The sequence below is a fragment of the Pseudomonas sp. FG1 genome, assembly GCF_034313875.1.
Taxonomy (GTDB): domain Bacteria; phylum Pseudomonadota; class Gammaproteobacteria; order Pseudomonadales; family Pseudomonadaceae; genus Aquipseudomonas; species Aquipseudomonas veronii.
On sequence record NZ_JAVIWP010000001.1, the window covers coordinates 1,453,964 to 1,477,085 of the forward strand.

Consider the following 23,122-nt stretch of genomic DNA (forward strand, 5'->3'; position numbering starts at 1 on the left):
GAACACCAAGGCTAGTCGGTGCAAAAGCGACTGTAAATGTGAGGTCGGCTAGTTTTGCTGATGAAGAAAAGCTGATTGGTCACTTTGAAAAACACGGTGCTGAATTTGGGGCAAAGTCGTCTACCGAATATTTGCAGGTGGGCAAGGACATTATGCAAGGCGGGGATAAGGTTCAGTATCTGTACAAGGGCGAAATGCGAACTGGCTACGTGCAGTTCATGGGTAATTCGTCCCGTGGAGATGCGAAGTATGGATTTGTAGGAACTAATTCTGATGGTGCCATCACTACAATCCATGTGGAAAGTGGTAAGAGTTTTTGGAAGATGTTGAATGGTGATCCTAAAGATAAAATTATAAGGCCTGTACCATGATTTATTCAGTGCTTGTTGATGGCGTCAATTCTGAAATAGAAGAGGAAGTCTCGATTGTTGTATGTGGTCAGCGGCTTACCTGCTTTGCAAGCTATCTTCCCTATCAGCTTGAGATAGGGCGAGTGTATCGGGCAGAGTTGTTGCCCATGGTTTTTGGTGAGTATATTGTTCAAGAGATTTCTCATGTCACACCCTCAGTCCTTAGAGAAGGTCCAGGCTATTCATACAGAATTATCGGCGAGTTGAGGGATGGCTGCTTGTGCTGTAGTGGGTTGACCTTCTGTGATGAGATTTTTCTGGCGGATTTTGGTTTCCTTGAGGGGAAGCTGATTTCATGGCGGGTCGATAGGTTAGACATTTCGTTTGTCTGAGTTTCCTTTGGTGCAAAAGAAACCGCAGCAATATCTAGTGAAGCAGCAAGTGTTAACGCTCAAGCTGCTTTGAGGGCAAAGCTTTCAGGCTTGCAGAAAGCACAGGAGAACGCGGCTGTTACGAAAACACTTCCTGATGGACGAATTCGGTATTACACACAGGAAGTCCCTGCTCGAACTGAAGGTGTTACTCGTGGTGCTTCGTTTGCCACGGAGAGGGGAAATAGGGGTCAGACCACGTTTTGCATTTATGGAGTTTTTGTGACTATTGTTCAGTCCTTTAAAAAGAGAGTTCTCCGAGGAGTGGTATGTCGTCCGAAGGCTGTTTTTTCTTAGTCTTATAATGGTGGTCTGACCCCTATTTCTCCAAGGAGACTTTGCTAAACCATTCGTTAAGTTCGAAGCGGGTACAACAGGGGCATTTTCTGATGTTCTATCGCAGCGTAAAGCAGTCCCGGCAATTAGATTTGACAATCCCAATCCGAACGGCAACAATTTTGTGAAGTTTGACGGTATAGAGGATATTAACGGTATCACCTTGATTGATCGAAAAACGGCGCTAACTACATTTGATAAACAGATACAGAGCGTTCAGCGAGTATCGGCAGCGCTAAAGCAGAATCCGGGAGTTAAGGCGGTTTTTGAATTTCCCAATCAAAAAGCAGCTGATAGGGCAACAGATATCCTTGTTGAGCAAAATATCAGAAATATTTCTGTAAGGGTGGCACCTTAATGACTAAATATAAGCTTGAATTTCGACATAGACCTAATTTTTCAGAGTCTATCGAAGATAGGCATAATAATTTTTTGAGAGCTGTAAGCGATTTGGGCGTTCCATGGGGTTTGAGCGATTCCCTTAAAGTTCCCCCTATTGGAAGCGAGTTGGTGACCTCGGCGTCATTAGATAAGCTACTTCCAGTCGGCGTTAAAGGTCGTATTTCATACGCCCTGCGAGATCAGAAGTATCTGGAAGATGATGCGCAGTTTGATGATACTCTATTTATTGAATTTACAGCTTCAAAAGTCGACTATTCAGATTTGTTGAAAGTTGTTTTTCCTAGATATATTAAGGCTTTTGGTTCCTATCGCTCGGCTTTGCATGATTGGAGTGTTACGAGAAGCGATTGGCCTTTAGTGGTAGAAGCTTGTGAAGCTACAAAGAAAGACGTCAATGGTAGGGATGGTGTTTTTCGTATAAATGCAGCGAATTATTTCGATAAGGAATTGTGTTTTCGTGCTTTTGGAAAGGGACCTCGTGAACTTGTTGATTTAATATGTGATTATGTAGAAGAAGTGCGTGAGTTTGAAGATGGAGTTTTGATTGTGATTAGTTATAATCCGCTATCTGCCGACGAGCTCCTCAGTGCGGGTGATCGACTAAAAAGCTTGGTGATTTGATTGTTTTTTTGGTCAAGATGGTCGGTGTAGGGCTGTTTTGACTGGGCCTGGTAGAGTTGTTGGGAAGATTCTGCTTTTATGGTTATTTAATAAAATGGTTTTATATATCGGCCGGGCAGTTATGGTTTAACTGCCCGGATTCTGCTTTAGATCTTCGAGTTTGATTTCCGTCCAATAACATCCAGCAGATCGCACCCATCCCGCAGCGGTATAGCCAGCAGCAGCGCAAAATCATGCAACACAACCGCATCACTGCTGATCTTTTCCCGAAATGCCAGATTCTCCAAAAACTGAGTCACCGCACGAATACGATACGCGGCAGCCTCATGGAGGACATCGAGGGGCGCTTGCGTGTCGATCACCAACGCGGGAATGGTTGAGTCGTGGCCTGTTAATGGCATGGGAAATAGGGGAAATAGGGGTCAGACCACGTTTTGCATTTATGGAGTTTTTGTAACTATTGTTCAGTCCTTTAAAAAGAGAGTTATCCGAGGAGTGGTATGTCGTCCGAAGGCTGTTTTTTCTTAGTCTTATAATGGTGGTCTGACCCCTATTTCTCTAATTGGTTCGCTGGTGCCGACAAAGCAGGTGCAAGTACTAGCACCGTCCAAGGTGTTAACCCGAGTGCGGGCTCAACCTTGGCGGTTACTAACTCCTCCAAAGATATTTTCACCTGGACGTCAGCGGGTGATATCGCCCTGCGCACTGGAGGTCGGGCGGTAATCTCTAGCGGGATTTCTACGGCCATCCAGGGCGGAAGTTTCGGCGACAATTTCAATGCTGCCTTGCTGGGAGAGGCTGGCAACGTTGCGATGGCTACCGGTTTTAATTGGGTGGGTGACTACGTCACGTTCCCGAATGGAAGCCCTCAAAAGATCATTGCTCATGCATTGATGGGCGGATTGCTGGCGGAAGCGACCGGCAGTGATTTCAAAACCGGGGCTGCGGCGGCTGGGTTGAATGAAGCGCTCATCAATCAATTAACTTGGGCCGCCCAAGGCAATAAAGACATCACTTTGATGCTTTCACAACTGACTGGGTTGTTAGCAGCGGCAGCGGTTGATGGTGATTTAGAGAAAGGCTCTCAGATTGCTCAGAAGGCGACGACGTTTAACTACCTTTACCACAAAGAAGTCGAGGAGATGCTTCGGGAGGTTGACAGCAAAAGTACGGAACAAGAGAAAAGGGCGGTTAGGGAGCGGTATGCGGCCCTTGATCAGCAGAGAAATGACGAATTGGATGCGCTCTGCGCGCGCGATCCGCAACGCTGCAGGGGTATTGCTATCTCGTTGGCGAACGATGATCAGAAACTCGTCGATCTGGTAGGTAAGCTTAGGTCCCAGGGGCAGGGTGGTGCTGCTTCTGCTGTAGGTTTTGTGATAGGGAGCAACCTAGACGCTTCCAGCAAAATTGCTGCAGATATCAGCTCTGCTGGCGGTGGGGTGTTGGTTAAGCTCGGGGCGGAGGCTATCAAGGCTGGAGTTGGAGTAACATTACCCTCGCGCTCTGGAGCAGGGAAAGGGAAGGGTAGTCAGGGTGAAGCTGTGGGTCCTGATGTACCGCAGGGTGCAAAAGGTGGGGCGAAGACTCCACAAACTGTAGAGGAAATATCAAACCCTCCACAGGCACCGGTAATTCCGTCAGGGTGGGTCAGTCGACCAGGGCGAAATGGTGGTGAAATCTACTTTCCGGCTGGTACTGATCCCGCGAAAGGGGAGCACATTAGAGTTATGCCGCCTGGCTCATCACCTGTTCCAGGATATGAGGACGGATACTGGCGTTGGCAGAACTCCGGCAAGCAACCGATGAATCCGTCGACAGGTAAGCCGGGTATCGGGCAGGGAGATACACATGTTCCGCTTCCACCAGACTCTTTACCGCCTGTTCGTCGTTGAAAGGCTATGGACTTAATTAGAGGGACATATGTACACATTGCCAGACGATTTTGATTTTCTGCTGCTTTCCGGGTGTTACTTGGAAATGGTTTGTTTTGGTGTGCGCGTCACAAGGCTGGACTTTTCACGCCCACAAATTGCACCCGGCGTTCCTCCATATAAGGTTTCCTTCTGTGTTGAAGCAGGATTGACGTATCAAGTTGGTGATGTTTCGGGGAGACGAGAATTCACGGATTCATCTACCAGTGCACCCTTGTTAGATTTTTTGTTGAAAGATGTCGTTTTGGTCGAGGAAGTCGAGACTGCTACATTGCAGGTATCATTCAGTTCTGGCGATAGGATTGTAATCGAGGCTGACTGTAGCGGTGACTATGAATCCTATTCGATTTATCTGGATTCTGGTGATGTTATAGTTGTTTAATTGGTGCAAGGTGGCAGTTCAGTAAGGGAAGAAGAAAATAGGGGGCAGACCCTGAGGGATCCCCGATTTTTCTTACAAAAAATCAAGAAGTTGGAATTATTGAAGAGGCCTGCATGAGTCGGCAACTTGGTTTGCACCACACAAAACTAAGATCCCGAACCCATGCAGGCCATTCGATTTTTACACAGAGCGCTCGCTCAAGCACTCCCCTCAATCCATTCTCGCCGCCTGACAACGCTGGTGAGTTGTGTCAGTTCGTTACTGCAGGGCCGTCGCCTAACACTGACGGGCCTCGGGCGCTCCATGCCGGGTCAGGCCTATCCCAAACATGCCATCAAGCGCGTCGACCGTCTGCTGGGAAATCAGCATCTGAGATCAGAACGCCCATTGTACTACTGGGTGATGCTACGAGCGTTGCTGGGCTCGTTGAAGCATCCGCTGATCTTGGTCGATTGGTCTCGAATTGATGCCCCTTGTTGAGAGCCGCAATCCCGCTGGCAGGTCGTTCGTTTCCTATTTATGAAAGTGTTCATGAGCGGGAAGGTTGCCCCAGGTATCAAAGTCGCCTGATTAAAACGCTAGCTGAATTGCTGCCTGATGGCTGTATCCCAATCTTGGTAACTGATGCAGGCTTCCGGCGGCCATGGATGAAGGCAGTAGCCGCGCAAGGCTGGTATTACGTGGCGCGCATACGTAACCGTGAGCTTTATCGTCGCGAAGAAAGTGAGTGGTTACCCGTGAAGAATTTGTATGCTCTGGCCACCTCATCGCCCAAGTCGCTGGGTCGAGTTGAGATGACCCGCAGCGCGCCTCACTTCATTGATTTGTACTGCGTTCGCCACTCTGCCAAGGGCCGTAAACATCAACGAGTCACTGGATCAGTCGCCAAAAGCAAGCTCAGCCGGCAGTCCGCCAGTCGTGAGCGAGAGCCGTGGTTGCTGGCAAGCAATCTGAAGCAAAGCGAGTGGAATTCAGCAAAAATCGTGGCCATTTATAAGCGGCGTATGCAGATCGAAGAAGGCTTCCGAGATGTGAAAAGTGAGCACTTGGGGCTGGGTTTGAATCTGCATCGAAGCAGGTGCCCAAAGCGAATAGAGGTGCTGCTGTTGATTGCTGCGCTCGCCAACTATCTCCTCTTTTTAACCGGGCTTCAGGCGCGAGAACGTGATTTGGAACGACGCTATCAAAGCAACAGCCTCAAGGTGAAACGTGTACTTTCATTGTGGCGGCTAGGCATGGAATATTGGCGCAGTTGTACAGATTTTGGTGGGCGAGAAGGCTTGGAGAAAGCCCTGCGTGATGAGGTGCGCCATCAGGCGCAGAGCCTGGAGTAGATTTGTGGGGATCCCTCAGGGTCAGACCATCACTCTCATTTTTTAAAGCGCAATTCTGCTGACCCTTATAAAAACTTGGCCTGACCGCGATTTCTCTCTCTAGGGCATGACCTGATCCATCTCAGAATCGTTCGCGGCGTGACTGCTTGCGCTTGCCCGCTTACTCGAAGTCGGAAAACTCGCCAGGCTCATGGGCGGCTCGGATTAGGAAGTCAGGCGTATTTCAGCACATTTGCGGACTTGTTCGGAGAATCCCTAACCGAGCCCGGCTCTTTCCGATTAAATGTTATCCTCGTCGGCCCCAACATCAATCTGAACTTGCAACACCTGGACAATTACAACGTTGGCTTTCATCGCCTAGTAACCGAGCGAAGCCAAACAGATAGCCTCGCCCCTGCTCATCCACTTTCACCGATCTTTTTTGATCTAAGACCTTTTATCAATCAAGCATTGAACCTGGTTTTAACTTCTCCACCACGCGCATAAGTCATCACAAACGAACTCCAATTTTCACCACGTCTGGTGGCGCACTCCCTCAACTCCTTCACCAAACGATAGAGGATTGCGCCATTGTAATCCGTTTCCGCATCCGTCACCCGAACCCCTTTGTTCTCGACAGTAAGAACAGTTTCTATATAACCCGCACCTACTGTTACCTCATAAAAAAAAGAGTCGTAGCCATCCACGATACCTGCATCTAGCAGCTCAAAAATCTGTTTCACTAACTGTACGTCTTGAGTAACCACTATATAACCTCCGGAATCTTATGAGCCTCATTTTCAAAGAAAACTTTTTCGGTCTTTCCATTTATCGTATAGGTCAACTCCATGTTATCAGGACGCGGGAAATAGGGGTCAGACCACATTTTGCATTTAAGGAGTTTTTGTGACTATTGTTCAGTCCTTTAAAAAGAGAGTTATCCGAGGAGTGGTATGTCGTCCGAAGGCTGTTTTTTCTTAGTCTTATAATGGTGGTCTGACCCCTATTTCTCTTTAATGGTGGGGCCTAGAGTTGATTATCTGCACAAACCGGGGCGGCACCAAGGCCGCCCGATTTTATTCAGGTTGGATCGGCATTGAGCCTGCGGCTGATCACATCCAACAAATCACACCCATCGCGCAGCGGAATCGCCAGTAGATGGGCAAAGTCTTGCAGCACCACGGCATCGCTGCTGAGCTGTTCGCGAAAGGCTAGGTTTTCCAGCAGTTGGGTGACGGCTTGGATGCGGTGCACGGCGTCGTCGTGGAGGACGTCGAGGGGGGCTTGGGTGTCGATGAGCAGTGCGGGGACGGTGCAGTCGTGGCCGGTCAGGGGCATGTAACGGTTCATAATTGGCACTCTGTTAAGTGGTTGAGGCCACCACTCAATCGTCGCCAAACGAATGGGTGGCAGCTGTACGCAGGTTGGCGAACCGGCAACAGAGTAAACCGGCAGACCCGGGGGTCTCCCGCGCACAGCCGCCATAAAAGGTACGACTTTGCGGGTGCAAAAACACCTGCATGAAAGCGGATTGCTTTTGCACTCTGTTGTCAGGTCGCCAAACCTGATCGCCATTTGGGCGACGGCCGGACTATAAGCCCCTCACCCAAAACCGCGCAAGGCATCAGGGTGATGGCACAATGCCTTATGCAATGCCATCCGCTGCCGACATACTGGTGATGCCCAGACGCATCAAAAATCTGAACCGGCCTTCGCCGGCGTTTTCGAATCCGCCCCACCGCTACCCACAAGGAAGAAATACATGATCAAGTTGTTCTGCAAAGGCGCTGTCGTTGTGTCCCTGGCCACGCTGTTTGGCTGTTCTTCGACCCCGTCGGTGGAGAAGATGCAGGCTGACGTGGCGAGCTATTCGCTGCCCAAGGCTGCCGTGGCCGATAAAGGCCTGGTGTATGTCGTGCGCCCTAGCAACGTCGGGATGCTGGTACGGTTCAACGTGTTCCTGGATGACAAGGAAGCCGACTCGGAGATGGGTTACAACCGCGGTAACCAGTACATCTATTTTTTCGTGACGCCGGGCAAGCACGTGATCAGCTCCAAGGCTGAAAACTGGGCGGACATGCCAATCAACGTCAAGGCCGGTGAGGTGGTTTACCTCAAGCAGGAAGTCGAAATGGGCTTTGCCGTGGCGCGCAACAGCCTCAAAGTGCTGAGCGATCTGGAAGGCCGTTATCTGGTCAAGGATGCGTCCTTGGGCACCGTGGCAAAAGAAAGCAAGTAAGTTAAAAGCGCTTAAGGCGGCCGAGCTCGGAGCCCGGCCGTTGTCGCTGTTCATCCGCCCTGCACACTTAGCTTGATAAGGGGCTGACACGCGACTCTTCAACCCTCGTTGACTGACACGCGACATAAGTCGGAGTGGCACCGTATGGACGCAAATCCCCCGCTAAACGCCCGACCCTTCCGGCCCGCAATTGTTTAGACCCAAGGAAGCTCTTCAATGAAAATGCATCGTTTGTTTATCTCGCTCACTGCTCTGGCGACCTGCACCAGCAGCTTCGCCGCGGCGCCTGCCCTGCAAAGTTTTCTCGCCTGCGACCAGAACTCCCTGGCGGTGGTAAGCCAGCCGGGGCTCAAGGAACGTGTCGCCCATAAGGTGGAGAACGGCAAGATCACGCTCAGCGGCGGCACAAAATCCGATATGGGCCAGCGCTGGATGTTCGACACGCCACTGACGCTTGACGGTATGACCTTGACCGGCTTTTTCGCCGAAGACCAGGACCTGATGGGCTCGCGGATCATCAACTGGGGTTTCTACACCGAGCAGGCGCCCGACGCGCTTTACGCACAGCTGAGTAAAGTTCCGGGTACGGAGTTGGAGAAAGCCAACGGTATCTACGCTCGTGCGCAGATCTGGTCGCATAAGCAATCAGCCTGGGTGCCGGAGGGTGGCGATGACAATGCAGGCAAGCTGGTCACCGATACGGCCGAACGCATCTTGATGGTCGAGCCCGCCCCCAGTGACCTGGCCAAGACCAGCAATGGCATGATCACCTGCTCGGTTCAGGGCGCGGTGAGCGCCGCGATGCTCAAGATCACTCGACCTGACCTGATCAAGTGAGCTGAGGCAGGCAACGATACCGCGGGCATGCTCAATGCCTGCGGTGTTCTCTGGTTTTTCGCGAGCAAGCTCGCTCTTACAGGGGCGGGGTTACAGCAACTTGCGCTGCACCGCCTCATCCAGCGTGCTGCGCGTCAACGCCTCCACCACTTCCCGCGTGTCCGCCTGGAACGGGATGCCCACGATCAGCACCAGGTGCATCCAGGTGCGTACCGACTCACTCTTTTTGATGCGCCCGAGTTCTTTGCCGTCTTTGTCCTTGAACACGGTTTCCAGGGTGAAGGTGTTCTTCGCCGTGGACGGGATGATGAAGAACGTCACGCCAGTGATGATCGCCGAGGCCATGTTGAACTGTTCGTTGTTGTACAGGGTGGCGTCGGCGTAGATGTCCGAGTCGACCTTGTCGGTGCTCACCCGCGAGAAGCGGTTGGACTGGCGAAACGAATCCGCCACGGCCTTTTCCCACAACGCCGCCGGAGCGCCGGCTGCAGTGTTGCCCGGGCCACTGTTGACCTGGCGGAGCGCGGTGGTACGCACGAACGCCGTGGGTTTTTGCGCCGGTGCGTTGGCGGTCGGCGGCCAGGTTTGCACGGGCGGCAGTTCGTGTTGCGAGTAAGACACGCAACCTGTCAGCAAGATGGCCGCGAGGACCAGGCTGTGTTTGATCAATCCTTTCATGTGTCGCTCCTTGAAATTACGGTTTGGCCAGCTTCGCGGTAGCGGTGTCGAGCAGTTGCGCGACCAGTTCGTTCAGTTGCTTGGCGCCCATGGTTGGGGCCCAGTATTCGCGACCGTAGAGGCCGACGTTGCGCTCGAACTTGACCTCGTGTTTGGCGCTCGCCAGTTCCTTGCCATCGCGATCGACGATCACCAGGTCGCCGGCCACGTCAAAGGTGTCGACGTAGATCGGGCCGTTGACCCAGATCCAGACCGTCAGCGTCAGCAAGGCGCCGGGGACATAGCCCGGGTGTATGCCACGGTGGCCCTTGAGGGAAGTCATGTTGAACTTGAGCGACACGTCCTGCTCACCCAGGCGCACGGGGTATTCGGTGACCTGCTTGAAGTAGCCCGCAGTACTCACGTACTGATTGAGCTGGGCGGTCAGCGAGCGGCTGATCGCGGTCTTGTTGGCGTCGTTGATGTCGGCGGCGCTCACCGTCACATCGGCGACTTGTGCGCTGCGCGGGCTGGCGATGGCGGCGGGGTGGAGCGGGGCGCCAATGGGGCCGGTGACGGTGTAGGACACACAACCGGTCATCGACAGAGCGGCGATCAGGGTCGCTGCCCGGAAGAGGGTTTTCAACACACAATTTCCCTATTAATGAATGAGCCAGGCCAGTGTCTCGACCGATAGCCCAAAAACTTGAGGAATGTGCGTCATCGCACGGCCTGCGCCGAAACACCTTGAGAACCCCTCTCAACCCCGTAAAATGCTGCAGCCGTTGCGACCCGACATGTTCAGGGATGAAGTCAGTTACGCGCGAGTTCTTGCCTTTGCGCAGGCCAGCCTGCCTCCCTCCCTGAAACTGCCGCCCTTGGCCCGACGCCTTCGACCTCGAAGGGGTGGGTATCGCCTCGTGCCCGGTTTTTCGCTACACCGAGCTCTGCTGATTTCCTCACTTTAGGAGCAACATGTGAAAACACTGTCCCAAATCCTGCTCTCCGGCGTAGCCGCTGCAGCGCTGCTGACCGTGGCCGGTTGCGCCACGGAGAGCAACCGCGCGATGCCGGTGGAACAAGTCGCCAGCGCCCACGTCGCCTATTCCGGCGTGCGCGTGCCGATTGCCGTGGGCAAGTTCGATAACCGCTCCAGCTACATGCGCGGCATCTTCTCCGACGGCGTCGACCGTCTCGGCGGCCAGGCCAAGACCATCCTGATCACCCACCTGCAGCAGACCAACCGCTTCAGCGTGCTGGACCGCGACAACATGGGCGAAATTTCCCAGGAAGCCGCGATCAAAGGCACCGTGCAGAAGCTCAAAGGCGCTGATTACGTGGTGACCGGCGATGTGACCGAGTTCGGCCGCAAAGAAACCGGCGACCGCCAGTTGTTCGGCATCCTCGGCCGTGGCAAGACGCAAGTGGCCTACGCCAAAGTCGCGTTGAATATCGTCAACATCAGCACTTCCGAAGTGGTGTATTCCACCCAGGGTGCCGGTGAGTACGCGCTGTCCAACCGTGAAGTGATCGGCTTCGGCGGCACCGCCAGCTACGACTCCACCCTCAATGGCAAGGTGCTCGACCTGGCCATGCGTGAAGCGATCAACCGCCTGGTCGACGGCATCAACGCCGGCGCCTGGAACCCGCGCAACTGATTGGCAACCCCTCAAGGAGTAGTACACGGATGAGCAAGGCAGTGAAGTTGGCGCTGATGCTGACAGCAATCGCGACGGTCGCCGGGTGCCAGACGGCGCCTCAACCCCTGTATCAATGGGAAAGCTACCAGCCGCAGGTTTACGAGTACTTCAAGGGCGAGCCCAAGGAAGCGCAGGTCGAGGCCCTGGAGCGCGATCTGCAGAAGATCAACGCCAGTGGCCGCAAAGCACCGCCGGGTTACCACGCCCACCTGGGCATGCTGTACCTGAGCATGGGCAAGGATGACCAGATGGTGCAGGAGTTCCGCACCGAGAAGGCGCTGTTCCCCGAATCCGCTGCGTACATGGACTTTCTGCTGAAAAACGCCAAGACTGGAGTCGCCACCAAATGAGCCTATTGAAACTCACCGGCGCCTTGCTGGCCCTGGCCTTGCTCGGCGGTTGCGCGGCACCGAAGACGATTGATTACACGGCATACAAACAGGCGCGGCCGAAGTCGATCCTGGTGCTGCCGCCGATCAATGAATCGCCGGAAGTGCAGGCGTCCTACAGCATGGTTTCGCAGGTGACCTACCCGCTGGCCGAAGCCGGCTACTACGTGTTGCCGATTGCCCTGGTGGACGAAACCTTCCGCCAGAACGGCCTGACCACCGCCAACGATATCCAGGGCGTGCCTCCGGCCAAGCTGCATGACATCTTCGGTGCGGATGCGGCGCTGTACATCACCATCAGCGAGTATGGCACCCAGTACATGCTGATCTCCAGCAACACCGCGGTGACCGCCTCGGCCAAACTGGTGGACCTGCGCACCGGCACCACCCTGTGGACCGGCTCGGCGCGTGCGTCCAGTGAGGAAGGCAACAATAACAACGGCGGCGGCCTGGTGGGCATGTTGATCACAGCGGCGGTCAAGCAGGTGATCAACAGCTCCACCGACGCCGCGCATCCGATCGCGGGCATCACCAGTGCGCGCCTGCTCTCGGCAGGGCAGCGCACCGGGCTGCTGTACGGTCCGCGCAACCCGAAATACGGTACGGACTGATCTCAGCGAAGATCAAAGGTGGGAGGGAGCTTGCTCCCGATGGCGGTGGGTCAGGCACCCGATGCAGTGGCTGACAGTTGGCAATCGGGGGCAAGCCCCCTCCCACACTGACCGAGGCGTTATCTAAACCAGGATTCAGGCGGGGCAGCGCGCCGGGCTGAGTTAACTGTCTCGATTCTGGCACCACCGAAGATCAAATGTGGGAGGGAGCTTGCTCCCGATGGCGGTGGGTCAGTCACCCGATGCAGTGGCTGACAGTTGGCAATCGGGGGCAAGCCCCCTCCCACACTGACCGAGGCGTTATCTAAACCAGGATTCAGGCGGGGCAGCGCGCCGGGCTGAGTTAACCGTCTCGATTCTGGCACCACCAAAGATCAAATGTGGGAGGGAGCTTGCTCCCGATGGCGGTGGGTCAGTCGCCCGATGCAGTGGCTGACAGTTGGCAATCGGGGGCAAGCCCCCTCCCACACTGGTTGAGGTGTTATCTAAACCAGGATTCAGGCGGGGCAGCGCACCGGGCTGAGTTAACCGTCTCGATTCTGGCACCACCGAAGATCAAATGTGGGAGGGAGCTTGCTCCCGATGGCGGTGGGTCAGTCGCCCGATGCAGTGGCTGACAGTTGGCAATCGGGGGCAAGCCCCCTCCCACACTGATTGAGGTGTTATCTAAACCAGGATTCAGGCGGGGCAGCGCGCCGGGCTGAGTTAACCGTCTCGATTCTGGCACCACCGAAGATCAAATGTGGGAGGGAGCTTGCTCCCGATGGCGGTGGGTCAGTCGCCCGATGCAGTGGCTGACAGTTGGCAATCGGGGGCAAGCCCCCTCCCACACTGATTGAGGTGTTATCTAAACCAGGATTCAGGCGGGGCAGCGCACCGGGCTGAGTTAACCGTCTCGATTCTGGCACCACCGAAGATCAAATGTGGGAGGGAGCTTGCTCCCGATGGCGGTGGGTCAGTCGCCCGATGCAGTGGCTGACAGTTGGCAATCGGGGGCAAGCCCCCTCCCACACTGATTGAGGTGTTATCTAAACCAGGATTCAGGCGGGGCAGCGCACCGGGCTGAGTTAACCGTCTCGATTCTGGCACCACCGAAGATCAAAGGTGGGAGGGAGCTTGCTCCCGATGGCGGTGGGTCAGTCACCCGATGCAGTGGCTGACAGTTGGCAATCGGGGGCAAGCCCCCTCCCACTCTGATTGAGGTGTTATCTAAACCAGGATTCAGGCGGGGCAGCGCGCCGGGCTGAGTTAACTGTCTCGATTCTGGCACCACCGAAGATCAAATGTGGGAGGGAGCTTGCTCCCGATGGCGGTGGGTCAGTCACCCGATGCAGTGGCTGACAGTTGGCAATCAGGGGCAAGCCCCCTCCCACACTGATTGAGGTGTTATCTAATCCAGGGTTTAACCCGAACACCCCACACCTTGCGTCTGACCTTGTGAACGGATCATTCATTCACGAGGTTCAGTCCATGTCCCATCCTCTGCTTTTCCTGCGTCCTGCTGCCCAGAGCTTTGCGGTTACCTTGCTGGTGGCGCTGGCCGGTTGTGGGCTGTCTTCGCCGCCTGATTTAGCCAAACCGGCTGAGCCCGTCGCCGAGCTGCACAGCGCGCCGGTCCAGGGCGCGTTGGTCAAGCGCCAGGCGATGCCTGCACCGATGCGGATGCAGGAGTCGGCAACCCTGGATTACCAAAGCGAACCCCGCGAGCAGTACGCCAACCTGCCGGACAACCCGGTGCATCGGGTCGCCGAAACGCCGGTCTCGACCTTCAGCATCGACGTCGACACCGGCAGCTACGCCAACGTGAGACGTTTCCTCAACCAAGGCCGTCTACCGCCCGAGGGCGCTGTGCGACTGGAGGAAATGCTCAACTACTTCCCCTATCACTACGCCTTGCCCACCGACGGTTCGCCGTTTGGCGTGACCACCGAACTGGCGGCCACCCCGTGGAACCCGCGCACCCAACTGCTGCGCATCGGCATCAAGGCCTCCGACCGCGCCGTAGCGCAGCTGGCGCCGGCCAACCTGGTGTTTCTGGTCGATGTGTCCGGCTCCATGGACCGCCGCGAAGGCTTGCCGCTGGTGAAAAGCACCCTGAAATTGCTGGTGGATCAATTGCGCGAGCAAGACCGTGTGTCGCTGGTGGTCTACGCCGGCGAGTCGCGCGTGGTACTCCCTCCGACCTCCGGGCGCGACAAAGTGAAGCTGCGCAACGCCATCGACCAACTCAGCGCGGGCGGCGCCACCGCCGGTGCTTCAGGCATCGAACTGGCCTACCAGATGGCCCGCGAAGGCTTTATCGAGCAGGGCATCAACCGCATCCTGCTAGCCACCGATGGCGACTTCAATGTCGGCGTCAGCGATTTCGACAGCCTCAAGCACATGGCCGTGGAACAACGCAAAAGCGGTGTGTCGCTGACCACCCTCGGCTTCGGTGTGGATAACTACAACGAACACCTGATGGAGCAGCTGGCCGACGCGGGCGACGGCAACTACGCCTACATCGACACCCTGCGCGAAGCGCGCAAGGTGCTGGTGGACCAACTCAGCTCGACCCTGGCGGTGGTGGCGCGGGATGTGAAGGTGCAGGTGGAATTCAACCCGGCCCAGGTCAGCGAATACCGCTTGTTGGGTTATGAAAACCGCGTGTTGAAGCGTGAGGACTTCAACAACGACAAGGTCGACGCGGGAGAGATCGGCGCCGGGCACACGCTGACCGCGCTGTACGAAATTGTACCGAAGGGCCAGCAGGGCTGGCTGGAGCCGCTGCGCTATGCCGCCGCGCCTGCGGTGTCGGGCGCTTCCGATGAGTTGGCCATGTTGCGCGTGCGCTACAAGCCCGCGGCCGGTGGCGCGAGCCGCTTGATCGAGCGGCCGGTGAGCAACGCCTCGGCCAAGGCCAGCGACGACCTGCGCTTCTGCGCCGCCGTGGCCGCCTTCGCCCAGCAACTCAAGGGCGATGGCCGCTACACTGGCAGCATGAGTTTGCAGGACACCGCCGCACTCGCCCGCTCTGCCCGGGGCGATGACCCGTTCGGCTTGCGCAATGAATTCGTGCAACTGGTGGAAGTGGCGCAAAGCCTCAAACCTTGATCGTGAACACAACGACCAGAAAGGAGTTCGCCACCAACATGCCCGCTCCAGATGATTCACCCAGCGACGAATCGCTGCTGGCCCGCTACCGAAGCGGTGACGGCGCCGCGTTCGAGGCCTTATACGCGCGGCACCGCCAAGGTCTCTACCGCTTCCTGGTGTCCCTGAGCAACAAGGCCGAACTGGCCGAGGAAATTTATCAGGAGACCTGGCTCAGCCTGATCCGCAGCGCCACTCAGCCACAAGGCCGGGCGAGTTTTCGTACCTGGCTGTTCCAGATCGCCCGCAACCGCCTGATCGACTATTGGCGCAAGCACGGCATCCACAACCCGTTGCACGACAGTTACGATGAACAACTGCACGCCCAGCCCGACGCCAGCGCCGGCCCCGAGCAGCATCTGAGCCTGAGTCGCGACCAGGCGCGTCTCGACGCCGCGTTGCAAGACTTGCCCGAAGACCAGCGCGAAGTCTTCCTGCTGCGCCTGCATGGCGACCTCGACGTGCCGCAGATCGCCGCCCTCACCGGCGCCCCGCTGGAAACCGTGAAAAGCCGCCTGCGTTACGCCCAGCAGAAACTGCGCCGCCTGCTGGCCGAGGAGATACCCGCATGACCGACTCCCGATACACCCCCGACCCCGACGACCTGCTCATCCAGCACGTGCGTCAACACAGCCGCGGCGAGCCACCGGCGTCCCTCGACGCCTTCATCCTCGCCACCGCCCGCCGCGAAACCCCAGCGCCGCAACCCAGCCGCTGGCAACGCTGGCTGCACGCCTGCCAACGCCCGCGCTGGCAGATGGCATTCGCCACCGTCGCAGGGTTAGCGTTGATGATCGGCGTGGTCATGCGCTCGCCCGTGCCTCAACCCGACATCTCCCCGGCGACGTTCTCCGCGCCCCACCCAGAAAGCGCCCGCCCGGCCCCCGCGCCGATGGCCCGGATGGCCGTCGCGCCCAGAGCCGAAAGCGCGTCGGTCCAAGCCGAAATTGCCGGTGCGTTGTCGGACAAATCGCCGGCCAGGCTCAGCAAGCGCGCACCGGTTGCACTGCCTTCATTGGAAGAGGGCTTGCAGGAAATCGTCAACCTGCGGGCGGCCGGGGAAAGCCAAGCGGCGGATGAGAAGCTGCTGGCGTTGCACGCGCGCTTTCCCCAGGAGGACTTGCCGGCGCGCCTGGAGGTGTTGCGCAAGCGCTGAACGCGGGGCGGGCGGTGAGACGCAACGTCTCGCCGTCTCATCGCCACCAGGTGTGGTCTGACATGGCGCGTCTCATTCGAACGCGATCGCGGCCGCCCCTGGGTTTCCAGCGGACCGCTCTAAGCAAGGCCTGTTCAGGTGCTTTTGCGGATCTGGCACCGGCCTTGCTCTGGCTCTGGTAACCAGCCCGACTGGTGACCCAATAATAAAAACAGGTGCCCGATGTCCTGCCCAACTCCCTTTCCCGGTTCTGCCCGTGGCGGCGTCATGAGTCGCATGCCGCAACAGCTCAATCGACTGGTTCTGGACCTTGTGCTACCGCGCTGACGCCCCTCCTGGCGGACTCTTGCGGGGCGCCAGGGCCAATCGTTCCAAGGAGATTTCGCTATGACCCTTTCGATCAATCCGCAACGCAGCATGCGCGCCGCTGTCTGGCACGGCCGTCACGATATCCGCGTCGAAGACGTCCCGCTGCCCATTTCGCCGCCGGCCGGTTGGGTGCAGATCCGCGTGCAGTGGTGCGGAATCTGCGGGTCCGATTTGCATGAGTACGTGGCCGGGCCGGTGTTCATACCGGTCGACGCCCCGCACCCGCTGACCGGGATAAAGGGGCAGTGCATCCTCGGGCATGAGTTTTGTGGCGAGATCGTCGAACTCGGCGCCGGCGTGCAGGGCTTCAGCGTCGGCGAGCCGGTGGCGGCCGATGCGTGCCAGCATTGCGGCACGTGCTACTACTGCACCCACGGGATGTACAACATCTGCGAGAACCTGGCCTTCACCGGGCTGATGAACAATGGTGCCTTCGCCGAACTGGTCAACGTGCCCGCCAACCTGCTGTACAAATTGCCGGCGAATTTTCCCGCTGAAGCCGGGGCACTGATCGAGCCGCTGGCGGTGGGCATGCACGCAGTGAAAAAAGCCGGAAGCCTGCTCGGGCAAAACGTAGTGGTGGTCGGTGCTGGCACCATCGGCCTGTGTACCATCATGTGCGCCAAGGCGGCCGGTGCGGCGCAGGTGATCGCGCTGGAAATGTCCGGCGCCCGCAAGACCAAGGCCCGGGAAGTGGGCGCGACCCATGTGCTCGATCCGAATGAATGCGATGCCCTGGCCGAAGTCCGCCGCCTCACGGGCGGGCTCGGCGCGGATGTCAGCTTCGAATGCATCGGCAACAAACACACGGCCAAGCTCGCAATCGACCTGATCCGCAAGGCCGGCAAGTGCGTCCTGGTGGGGATCTTCGAGGAACCCAGCGAGTTCAACTTTTTCGAGTTGGTGGCGACGGAAAAACAAGTACTCGGCGCGCTGGCCTACAACGGCGAGTTCGCTGACGTGATCGCGTTTATCGCCGATGGACGGCTGGACATTACGCCGCTGGTGACGGGGCGTATCCAGTTGGAACAGATCGTGGGGCAGGGCTTTGAGGAGTTGGTTAAAAACAAGGAGCACAATGTGAAGATTATTGTGTCGCCTGCTCGGGTTTGAAGTGAGCGCCTGGCGCGTCTGGCGTTGCAGTACTGATCGAGGCATCGTTCCTGCCATTTCGTTGTAAATGGCGGGAGCGGTGGAGTCTTCGCGCTTTGAGCGATCAATGAGTGGATCGAAGGCGGTGCGTTCAGCCTCGACGCGAGAGACAAAAACATCCCGGTCGCTTTCGCTTATGCGTGCCCAGGGCTCGGGCATCGGATTTGGTTTTGACGGTTTTGCGCTGGGCTGGGTAGTTCTAGCGGCGGATTAGCGCTTCCCGGTGATACTGGCCGCGATTCTTGATTGTTGCCAGATTCAACCGCGCAATGCCTGTGGGAATGGTTCTGGGACCGTTCGATGTTGTCCGATCTCTCTTGCCAATTTGTTTTCTTTATAACGTGCAGCCATAGGGTCGGCGTGCTTGGGCACAGTCTCAAATCAGGAACTCAAAACCGGACAGCAATTTTACGGTTTCGGGTAGCTTCTGCTGTAGTAGCTTATCTAGATACTCGCGTGCGCTATGCGGTGGGTTTTTCAGGGATGCACGCTGCCTTTGCGCTGCTTCCAAAACAGCTGCTTGATCTAGATCCCATAGGTCGGCAATAAAGTCGTCAGGGTGTAATGGCTCTATATCGAACGCGTCGAGAGCGCTCTTTGGGAAATCCTTAAGGTTAAAAGTCACGATAACCGAGGCGTTACATTTGATAGCTGCTGCCAGCACATGGCGGTCGTCAGCGTCCGGTAGAGTCAGTCCCTCTATAAGAGGCTCGTATTCAGTGACAATACCATCCGGAACGGCTTTATCCATCAGCGAGGACGTTCGGTCCAATTGCTCACGTGTAAGCTCTGGACGGTTGATCAGTAGATTGCGCTTCCATTCTTCATGAATCAGAGCTGACCAGCGTGCGCGGTACACGCCGGTCAAGGCTAGATGCATCAAGTAGTCACGCAGTGGTGCAGGGTAGAGAACATTCGCGTCGTAGAAGGCTGTGAAAGGTGAATGCCTCATTCATACCCCATCCCTAATTCTTGGGCTTGTGCAGCTAGCTCATCCATGGCATTACGGCTTGCCAGGTCGCGCTGCTCCTTGTAGGTCATTAGATCAGCGAACTTGATCCTACGATGTCTCCCGGTTTTGGTGTGGGGCAATGCGCCGTTATCCAGTAGTTTCACCAGGTGAGGCCGCGAAACATTGAGCATGTCTGCCCCTTCTTGGGTCGTTAATTCCGCATGAATCGGCACGACCTTGACGGCGTTACCCAGCGCGAGTTCGCTTAAAATTTCGCCGAGTAAACGGAGGGCGAAAGTAGGAAGTTCGACGACTTCGCGGTGTTGCGTTTCGTCAACCAACTCAATGCGTTGTGTCTCAAATTTTGTTGTGAGGAAGGCGGCCAACTGACGGCTTGACGCCACGGCCGCAGCGATTTCCTTCTCATCGGGAAGAATGGTGCGAGCGAGGTTGGCGGTGGTCATGATTAGCTCCAAAACTTTCTATTCAGCTGTTTTCATGGCTGCTGATCAGCAACCAGTCACAATCTATATTCGAAACAAACGAAAATCGCAACAAACGAAACGACTTGTCGACAAATGGGCATTCATCACGTGGCGGGGGAGATGACTGTAGACAAGCAGAAACAACAAAGCCCGCACAAGGCGGGCTTCTTGGGATGTTTCGTAGACTGTCTGAGACAGCCTGAGACTGCTATATGGTGCACCCGGCGGGATTCGAACCCACGACCCCTGCCTTCGGAGGGCAGTACTCTATCCAGCTGAGCTACGGATGCTTGTGCGGGCGACATCATACCCATGTCGACCTTGGGCGTCCATGCTGGTTTTTGGCCGCTGGCGGGTGGGAATTGTCTGTGTTGGGGCCTTGCGTCGGGCGCTGTGGCTCGGTGGTGGGGTGCGGGGCTTGAGGTCGTTGATCTGATAAATCCGGCAAATAAGCGGTTTTCGTTCTTTTTTTCGAACATCCTATTGCCCTGTACCCCCTTTGATCCTAGGATTCGTTTGAGATTTCAAACGCTCTGTCTCCCGTGCGCTCTCCACTTGCTTGCACGCAGGGGCTGATTTCCCTGACGGCAGCCCCCAAAGGCGCCTTTCAACAACTCTAATTCGCTCCGCGCGCGCGCGGTGCTGTTAAGGAAAGCCGACATGCAGCTTAAAGATGCCCAGTTGTTCCGCCAGCAAGCCTTTATCGATGGGGCTTGGGTCGATGCGGACAACGGTCAGACCATCAAGGTCAACAACCCCGCCACGGGCGAGATTCTCGGCACTGTGCCGAAGATGGGCGCCGCTGAAACCCGCCGCGCCATCGAAGCGGCGGACAAAGCGCTGCCGGCCTGGCGTGCGCTGACCGCCAAGGAGCGCGCCAACAAGCTGCGCCGCTGGTTCGAGCTGATCATCGAGAACCAGGAAGACCTGGCGCGCCTGATGACCCTGGAACAGGGCAAGCCGCTGGCCGAAGCCAAGGGCGAAATTGTCTACGCCGCCTCCTTTATCGAGTGGTTCGCCGAAGAAGCCAAGCGCATCTACGGTGATGTGATTCCCGGCCATCAGCCGGACAAGCGTCTGATCGTGATCAAGCAACCGATCGGCGTGACTGCTGCGATCACGCCGTGGAACTTCCCCGCCGCGATGATCACGCGTAAAGCCGGCCCGGCCCTGGCCGCCGGTTGCACCATGGTGCTCAAGCCTGCCTCGCAAACGCCGTTCTCGGCGTTCGCCCTGGCTGAACTGGCGCAGCGTGCCGGCATTCCGAAAGGCGTGTTCAGCGTGGTCTCCGGCAGCGCCGGCGATATCGGCAGCGAGCTGACCAGCAACCCGATCGTGCGTAAATTGTCCTTCACCGGCTCGACCGAAATCGGTCGCCAGTTGATGGCCGAATGCGCCAAGGACATCAAGAAAGTGTCCCTGGAGCTGGGCGGCAACGCGCCGTTCATCGTGTTTGACGACGCTGACCTGGATAAGGCCGTCGAAGGCGCGATCATCTCCAAGTACCGCAACAACGGCCAGACCTGCGTCTGCGCCAACCGTCTGTACGTTCAAGACGCGGTGTACGACGCGTTCGCGGAAAAACTCAAAGTGGCGGTGGCCAAGCTCAAGATCGGCAACGGTCTGGAAGACGGCACCACCACCGGCCCGCTGATCGACGGCAAAGCCGTGGCCAAGGTCCAGGAACACATTGCGGACGCGCTGGCCAAAGGCGCCACGCTGCTGGCGGGCGGCAAGGTCATGGAAGGTAACTTCTTCGAGCCGACCATCCTGACCAACGTGCCGAAAGATGCCGCTGTGGCGAAGGAAGAAACCTTCGGCCCATTGGCGCCGCTGTTCCGTTTCAAGGACGAAGCCGAAGTGATCGCGATGTCCAACGACACCGAGTTCGGCCTCGCGTCCTACTTCTATGCGCGTGACCTGAGCCGTGTGTTCCGTGTGGCCGAAGCCCTGGAATACGGCATGGTCGGCGTCAACACCGGGTTGATCTCCAACGAAGTGGCGCCGTTCGGCGGTATCAAGGCTTCGGGCCTGGGCCGTGAAGGTTCCAAGTACGGGATCGAGGATTACCTGGAAATCAAATACCTCTGCCTGGGCATCTAAGCCCGGCAAGGCATTGCTGCAAACGCAAAGGGCACGAGAGCGCTGACCCTTTGCGTGTTTTACACCGTTATTCGTAGTGGCCGGGAACGCTGTGTCAGTCGATCATCGCATGCTGCCGTAGTTGCCCCCCGCCACGTATTCCTTGAACAACGCCACCCGATGAGTGGCGAATGAGGACTTTATGAGCAAGACCAACGCTTCCCTGATGAAACGCCGCGAAGCCGCTGTACCACGCGGTGTTGGCCAGATTCACCCGATCTTCGCCGAGTCCGCGAAGAACGCCACCGTGACCGACGTTGAAGGTCGCGAGTTCATCGACTTCGCCGGCGGTATCGCCGTGCTGAACACCGGCCACGTACACCCGAAAATCATCGCGGCCGTGACCGAGCAACTGAACAAGCTGACCCACACCTGCTTCCAGGTACTGGCCTACGAGCCTTACGTGGAACTGTGCGAAAAAATCAACGCCAAGGTCCCAGGTGATTTCGCCAAGAAAACCCTGCTGGTCACCACCGGTTCCGAAGCGGTTGAGAACGCCGTGAAAATCGCCCGCGCTGCCACTGGCCGTGCTGGCATCATCGCGTTCACCGGCGCGTACCACGGTCGCACCATGATGACCCTGGGCCTCACCGGTAAAGTCGTGCCTTACTCGGCCGGCATGGGCCTGATGCCAGGCGGCATCTTCCGCGCGCTGTACCCGAACGAACTGCATGGTGTGAGCGTCGACGACTCCATCGCCAGCATCGAACGCATCTTCAAGAACGATGCCGAGCCGCGTGATATCGCTGCCATCATCATCGAGCCGGTGCAGGGCGAAGGCGGTTTCTACGTCGCGCCTAAACCTTTCATGAAGCGCCTGCGCGAACTGTGCGACAAGCACGGCATCCTGCTGATCGCCGACGAAGTGCAAACCGGTGCCGGCCGTACCGGTACGTTCTTCGCCATGGAACAGATGGGCGTGACTGCCGACCTGACCACCTTCGCCAAATCCATCGCCGGCGGTTTCCCGTTGGCCGGTGTGTGCGGCAAGGCCGAATACATGGACGCCATCGCGCCAGGCGGCCTCGGCGGCACCTACGCCGGTAGCCCGATCGCTTGCGCCGCGGCCCTGGCCGTGCTGGAAGTGTTCGAAGAAGAGCACCTGCTGGATCGCTGCAAAGCCGTCGGCGAGCGTCTGGTTTCCGGCCTCAAGGCCATCCAGGCCAAGTACCCGGTGATTGGCGATGTGCGTGCCCTGGGCGCGATGATCGCGATCGAGCTGTTCGAAGGTGGCGACACCCACAAGCCAAACGCTGCTGCCGTTGCCGCTGTAGTGGCCAAGGCGCGTGAGAAAGGCTTGATCCTGCTGTCCTGCGGCCCTTACGGCAACGTGTTGCGCATCCTGGTGCCGCTGACCGCGCCGGACGAGCAACTGGACAAAGGCTTGGCAATCATCGAAGAGTGCTTCTCCGAGCTGTAAGCCCGGGCTGAACCGATCGATAGAAAAAACCCGCTTCGGCGGGTTTTTTTTTACCTGACGCAGCACATTCAGTGGTTGTTCATTGTACGTAGGCCGCCGCATTGTCTAAGGT

Annotated in this window: 24 protein-coding genes, 1 tRNA gene and 1 pseudogene; 18 read left to right on the plus strand and 8 right to left on the minus strand. The window is 57.0% G+C overall.

Annotated features, from left to right (window positions below):
* Positions 1 to 38: 38 nt before the first annotated feature.
* The 4 genes from RGV59_RS06800 to RGV59_RS06815 all read left to right on the plus strand — a co-directional run bounded on the left by RGV59_RS06800 (position 39) and on the right by RGV59_RS06815 (position 2,140).
* Entirely contained in the window at positions 39 to 371 is a 333-nt protein-coding gene (locus tag RGV59_RS06800) for a hypothetical protein (protein ID WP_057006048.1), read from the plus strand.
* Positions 368 to 742 (plus strand): hypothetical protein, encoded by a 375-nt coding sequence (locus RGV59_RS06805; protein ID WP_057006049.1) that lies wholly within the window; start codon positions 368 to 370, stop codon positions 740 to 742. The genes RGV59_RS06800 and RGV59_RS06805 overlap by 4 nt, the downstream gene beginning before the upstream one ends.
* Positions 743 to 1,241: 499 nt before the next feature.
* Complete coding sequence (locus RGV59_RS06810; protein WP_126585959.1) at positions 1,242 to 1,475, plus strand: hypothetical protein; 234 nt, start codon at positions 1,242 to 1,244, stop codon at positions 1,473 to 1,475.
* Positions 1,475 to 2,140 (plus strand): hypothetical protein, encoded by a 666-nt coding sequence (locus RGV59_RS06815; protein ID WP_079442594.1) that lies wholly within the window; start codon positions 1,475 to 1,477, stop codon positions 2,138 to 2,140. Before RGV59_RS06810 ends, RGV59_RS06815 begins: the two co-directional genes overlap by 1 nt.
* Before the next feature lie 146 nt (positions 2,141 to 2,286).
* Here RGV59_RS06815 and RGV59_RS06820 read toward each other — a convergent pair whose 3' ends face one another.
* Positions 2,287 to 2,541, minus strand: coding sequence for a hypothetical protein (locus RGV59_RS06820; protein WP_057006050.1), 255 nt, complete (start codon positions 2,539 to 2,541; stop codon positions 2,287 to 2,289).
* A gap of 237 nt (positions 2,542 to 2,778) precedes the next feature.
* On the opposite strand from RGV59_RS06820, the gene RGV59_RS06825 reads away from it, so the two are divergent.
* From RGV59_RS06825 to RGV59_RS06835, 3 genes and pseudogenes are all read left to right on the plus strand, one after another.
* Positions 2,779 to 4,035, plus strand: coding sequence for a DUF637 domain-containing protein (locus tag RGV59_RS06825; RefSeq protein ID WP_260473881.1), 1,257 nt, complete (start codon positions 2,779 to 2,781; stop codon positions 4,033 to 4,035).
* Between the two features lie 28 nt (positions 4,036 to 4,063).
* Positions 4,064 to 4,456, plus strand: coding sequence for a hypothetical protein (locus tag RGV59_RS06830; RefSeq protein WP_126585958.1), 393 nt, complete (start codon positions 4,064 to 4,066; stop codon positions 4,454 to 4,456).
* Positions 4,457 to 4,618: 162 nt separating this feature from the next.
* Positions 4,619 to 5,790, plus strand: a pseudogene (locus RGV59_RS06835) (IS4 family transposase).
* Between the two features lie 443 nt (positions 5,791 to 6,233).
* On the opposite strand, the gene RGV59_RS06840 reads toward RGV59_RS06835, so the two are convergent.
* Positions 6,234 to 6,536, minus strand: a complete 303-nt coding sequence (locus RGV59_RS06840) for a hypothetical protein (RefSeq protein ID WP_046385098.1) — start codon at positions 6,534 to 6,536, stop codon at positions 6,234 to 6,236.
* 313 nt (positions 6,537 to 6,849) lie between these two features.
* Positions 6,850 to 7,107 (minus strand): hypothetical protein, encoded by a 258-nt coding sequence (locus tag RGV59_RS06845; protein WP_126585974.1) that lies wholly within the window; start codon positions 7,105 to 7,107, stop codon positions 6,850 to 6,852.
* Positions 7,108 to 7,615: 508 nt separating this feature from the next.
* Between RGV59_RS06845 and RGV59_RS06850 the strand changes: the two genes are divergently transcribed.
* Together RGV59_RS06850 and RGV59_RS06855 are read left to right on the plus strand one after the other, a co-directional pair.
* On the plus strand, positions 7,616 to 8,008 hold the full coding sequence (locus RGV59_RS06850) for a DUF2846 domain-containing protein (RefSeq protein WP_173677843.1): 393 nt from the start codon (positions 7,616 to 7,618) through the stop codon (positions 8,006 to 8,008).
* Between the two features lie 216 nt (positions 8,009 to 8,224).
* Positions 8,225 to 8,845 carry a hypothetical protein gene (locus RGV59_RS06855; protein WP_046488829.1) on the plus strand — a complete coding sequence of 207 codons (621 nt, stop codon included), beginning with the start codon at positions 8,225 to 8,227 and terminating at the stop codon, positions 8,843 to 8,845.
* A 90-nt stretch (positions 8,846 to 8,935) separates the two neighbouring features.
* Here the strand turns inward: RGV59_RS06855 and RGV59_RS06860 are convergent, their stop codons facing one another.
* Both RGV59_RS06860 and RGV59_RS06865 read right to left on the minus strand, forming a co-directional pair.
* Positions 8,936 to 9,523 (minus strand): hypothetical protein, encoded by a 588-nt coding sequence (locus tag RGV59_RS06860; protein ID WP_046488826.1) that lies wholly within the window; start codon positions 9,521 to 9,523, stop codon positions 8,936 to 8,938.
* Positions 9,524 to 9,539: 16 nt separating this feature from the next.
* Entirely contained in the window at positions 9,540 to 10,151 is a 612-nt protein-coding gene (locus RGV59_RS06865) for a hypothetical protein (protein WP_026140224.1), read from the minus strand.
* A 328-nt stretch (positions 10,152 to 10,479) separates the two neighbouring features.
* Here RGV59_RS06865 and RGV59_RS06870 point away from each other — a divergent pair, with 328 nt between their 5' ends.
* The 7 genes from RGV59_RS06870 to RGV59_RS06900 all read left to right on the plus strand — a co-directional run bounded on the left by RGV59_RS06870 (position 10,480) and on the right by RGV59_RS06900 (position 17,972).
* Positions 10,480 to 11,160 carry a CsgG/HfaB family protein gene (locus tag RGV59_RS06870; protein ID WP_046488824.1) on the plus strand — a complete coding sequence of 227 codons (681 nt, stop codon included), beginning with the start codon at positions 10,480 to 10,482 and terminating at the stop codon, positions 11,158 to 11,160.
* Between the two features lie 29 nt (positions 11,161 to 11,189).
* Positions 11,190 to 11,552 carry a DUF4810 domain-containing protein gene (locus tag RGV59_RS06875; protein WP_017848623.1) on the plus strand — a complete coding sequence of 121 codons (363 nt, stop codon included), beginning with the start codon at positions 11,190 to 11,192 and terminating at the stop codon, positions 11,550 to 11,552.
* Entirely contained in the window at positions 11,549 to 12,202 is a 654-nt protein-coding gene (locus RGV59_RS06880; protein ID WP_017848622.1) for a DUF799 domain-containing protein, read from the plus strand. The genes RGV59_RS06875 and RGV59_RS06880 overlap by 4 nt, the downstream gene beginning before the upstream one ends.
* Positions 12,203 to 13,672: 1,470 nt before the next feature.
* Positions 13,673 to 15,295, plus strand: coding sequence for a vWA domain-containing protein (locus tag RGV59_RS06885; protein ID WP_126585957.1), 1,623 nt, complete (start codon positions 13,673 to 13,675; stop codon positions 15,293 to 15,295).
* A 38-nt stretch (positions 15,296 to 15,333) separates the two neighbouring features.
* Positions 15,334 to 15,906, plus strand: coding sequence for an RNA polymerase sigma factor (locus tag RGV59_RS06890; RefSeq protein WP_046488820.1), 573 nt, complete (start codon positions 15,334 to 15,336; stop codon positions 15,904 to 15,906).
* Positions 15,903 to 16,490, plus strand: coding sequence for a hypothetical protein (locus tag RGV59_RS06895; protein WP_126585956.1), 588 nt, complete (start codon positions 15,903 to 15,905; stop codon positions 16,488 to 16,490). Before RGV59_RS06890 ends, RGV59_RS06895 begins: the two co-directional genes overlap by 4 nt.
* A gap of 417 nt (positions 16,491 to 16,907) precedes the next feature.
* A complete protein-coding gene (locus tag RGV59_RS06900) occupies positions 16,908 to 17,972 on the plus strand; it encodes a 2,3-butanediol dehydrogenase (protein WP_260473884.1) in 1,065 nt (354 codons plus the stop codon).
* A gap of 415 nt (positions 17,973 to 18,387) precedes the next feature.
* Here the strand turns inward: RGV59_RS06900 and RGV59_RS06905 are convergent, their stop codons facing one another.
* The 3 genes from RGV59_RS06905 to RGV59_RS06915 all read right to left on the minus strand — a co-directional run bounded on the left by RGV59_RS06905 (position 18,388) and on the right by RGV59_RS06915 (position 19,738).
* Positions 18,388 to 18,963 (minus strand): PIN domain-containing protein, encoded by a 576-nt coding sequence (locus tag RGV59_RS06905; protein WP_046488818.1) that lies wholly within the window; start codon positions 18,961 to 18,963, stop codon positions 18,388 to 18,390.
* Positions 18,960 to 19,427, minus strand: coding sequence for a helix-turn-helix domain-containing protein (locus RGV59_RS06910; RefSeq protein ID WP_126585954.1), 468 nt, complete (start codon positions 19,425 to 19,427; stop codon positions 18,960 to 18,962). Before RGV59_RS06910 ends, RGV59_RS06905 begins: the two co-directional genes overlap by 4 nt.
* 234 nt (positions 19,428 to 19,661) lie before the next feature.
* Positions 19,662 to 19,738 (minus strand) — tRNA-Arg (locus tag RGV59_RS06915).
* A 370-nt stretch (positions 19,739 to 20,108) separates the two neighbouring features.
* Here RGV59_RS06915 and gabD point away from each other — a divergent pair.
* Together gabD and gabT are read left to right on the plus strand one after the other, a co-directional pair.
* On the plus strand, positions 20,109 to 21,551 hold the full coding sequence (gabD, locus tag RGV59_RS06920) for an NADP-dependent succinate-semialdehyde dehydrogenase (RefSeq protein WP_017848616.1): 1,443 nt from the start codon (positions 20,109 to 20,111) through the stop codon (positions 21,549 to 21,551).
* Between the two features lie 181 nt (positions 21,552 to 21,732).
* Positions 21,733 to 23,010 carry a 4-aminobutyrate--2-oxoglutarate transaminase gene (gabT, locus tag RGV59_RS06925; RefSeq protein WP_017848615.1) on the plus strand — a complete coding sequence of 426 codons (1,278 nt, stop codon included), beginning with the start codon at positions 21,733 to 21,735 and terminating at the stop codon, positions 23,008 to 23,010.
* The last annotated feature ends 112 nt before the right edge of the window (positions 23,011 to 23,122 follow it).

Coding starts and splice junctions, on each gene's coding strand:
- RGV59_RS06805 (WP_057006049.1), top strand. CDS start 368: ATGATTTATTCAGTGCTTGTTGATGGCGTCAATTCTGAAATAGAAGAG.
- RGV59_RS06815 (WP_079442594.1), top strand. CDS start 1,475: ATGACTAAATATAAGCTTGAATTTCGACATAGACCTAATTTTTCAGAG.
- RGV59_RS06820 (WP_057006050.1), bottom strand. CDS start 2,541: ATGCCATTAACAGGCCACGACTCAACCATTCCCGCGTTGGTGATCGAC.
- RGV59_RS06830 (WP_126585958.1), top strand. CDS start 4,064: ATGTACACATTGCCAGACGATTTTGATTTTCTGCTGCTTTCCGGGTGT.
- RGV59_RS06845 (WP_126585974.1), bottom strand. CDS start 7,107: ATGCCCCTGACCGGCCACGACTGCACCGTCCCCGCACTGCTCATCGAC.
- RGV59_RS06850 (WP_173677843.1), top strand. CDS start 7,616: ATGCAGGCTGACGTGGCGAGCTATTCGCTGCCCAAGGCTGCCGTGGCC.
- RGV59_RS06855 (WP_046488829.1), top strand. CDS start 8,225: ATGAAAATGCATCGTTTGTTTATCTCGCTCACTGCTCTGGCGACCTGC.
- RGV59_RS06860 (WP_046488826.1), bottom strand. CDS start 9,523: ATGAAAGGATTGATCAAACACAGCCTGGTCCTCGCGGCCATCTTGCTG.
- RGV59_RS06875 (WP_017848623.1), top strand. CDS start 11,190: ATGAGCAAGGCAGTGAAGTTGGCGCTGATGCTGACAGCAATCGCGACG.
- RGV59_RS06880 (WP_017848622.1), top strand. CDS start 11,549: ATGAGCCTATTGAAACTCACCGGCGCCTTGCTGGCCCTGGCCTTGCTC.
- RGV59_RS06885 (WP_126585957.1), top strand. CDS start 13,673: ATGTCCCATCCTCTGCTTTTCCTGCGTCCTGCTGCCCAGAGCTTTGCG.
- RGV59_RS06890 (WP_046488820.1), top strand. CDS start 15,334: ATGCCCGCTCCAGATGATTCACCCAGCGACGAATCGCTGCTGGCCCGC.
- RGV59_RS06895 (WP_126585956.1), top strand. CDS start 15,903: ATGACCGACTCCCGATACACCCCCGACCCCGACGACCTGCTCATCCAG.
- RGV59_RS06900 (WP_260473884.1), top strand. CDS start 16,908: ATGCGCGCCGCTGTCTGGCACGGCCGTCACGATATCCGCGTCGAAGAC.
- RGV59_RS06905 (WP_046488818.1), bottom strand. CDS start 18,963: ATGAGGCATTCACCTTTCACAGCCTTCTACGACGCGAATGTTCTCTAC.
- RGV59_RS06910 (WP_126585954.1), bottom strand. CDS start 19,427: ATGACCACCGCCAACCTCGCTCGCACCATTCTTCCCGATGAGAAGGAA.
- gabD (WP_017848616.1), top strand. CDS start 20,109: ATGCAGCTTAAAGATGCCCAGTTGTTCCGCCAGCAAGCCTTTATCGAT.
- gabT (WP_017848615.1), top strand. CDS start 21,733: ATGAGCAAGACCAACGCTTCCCTGATGAAACGCCGCGAAGCCGCTGTA.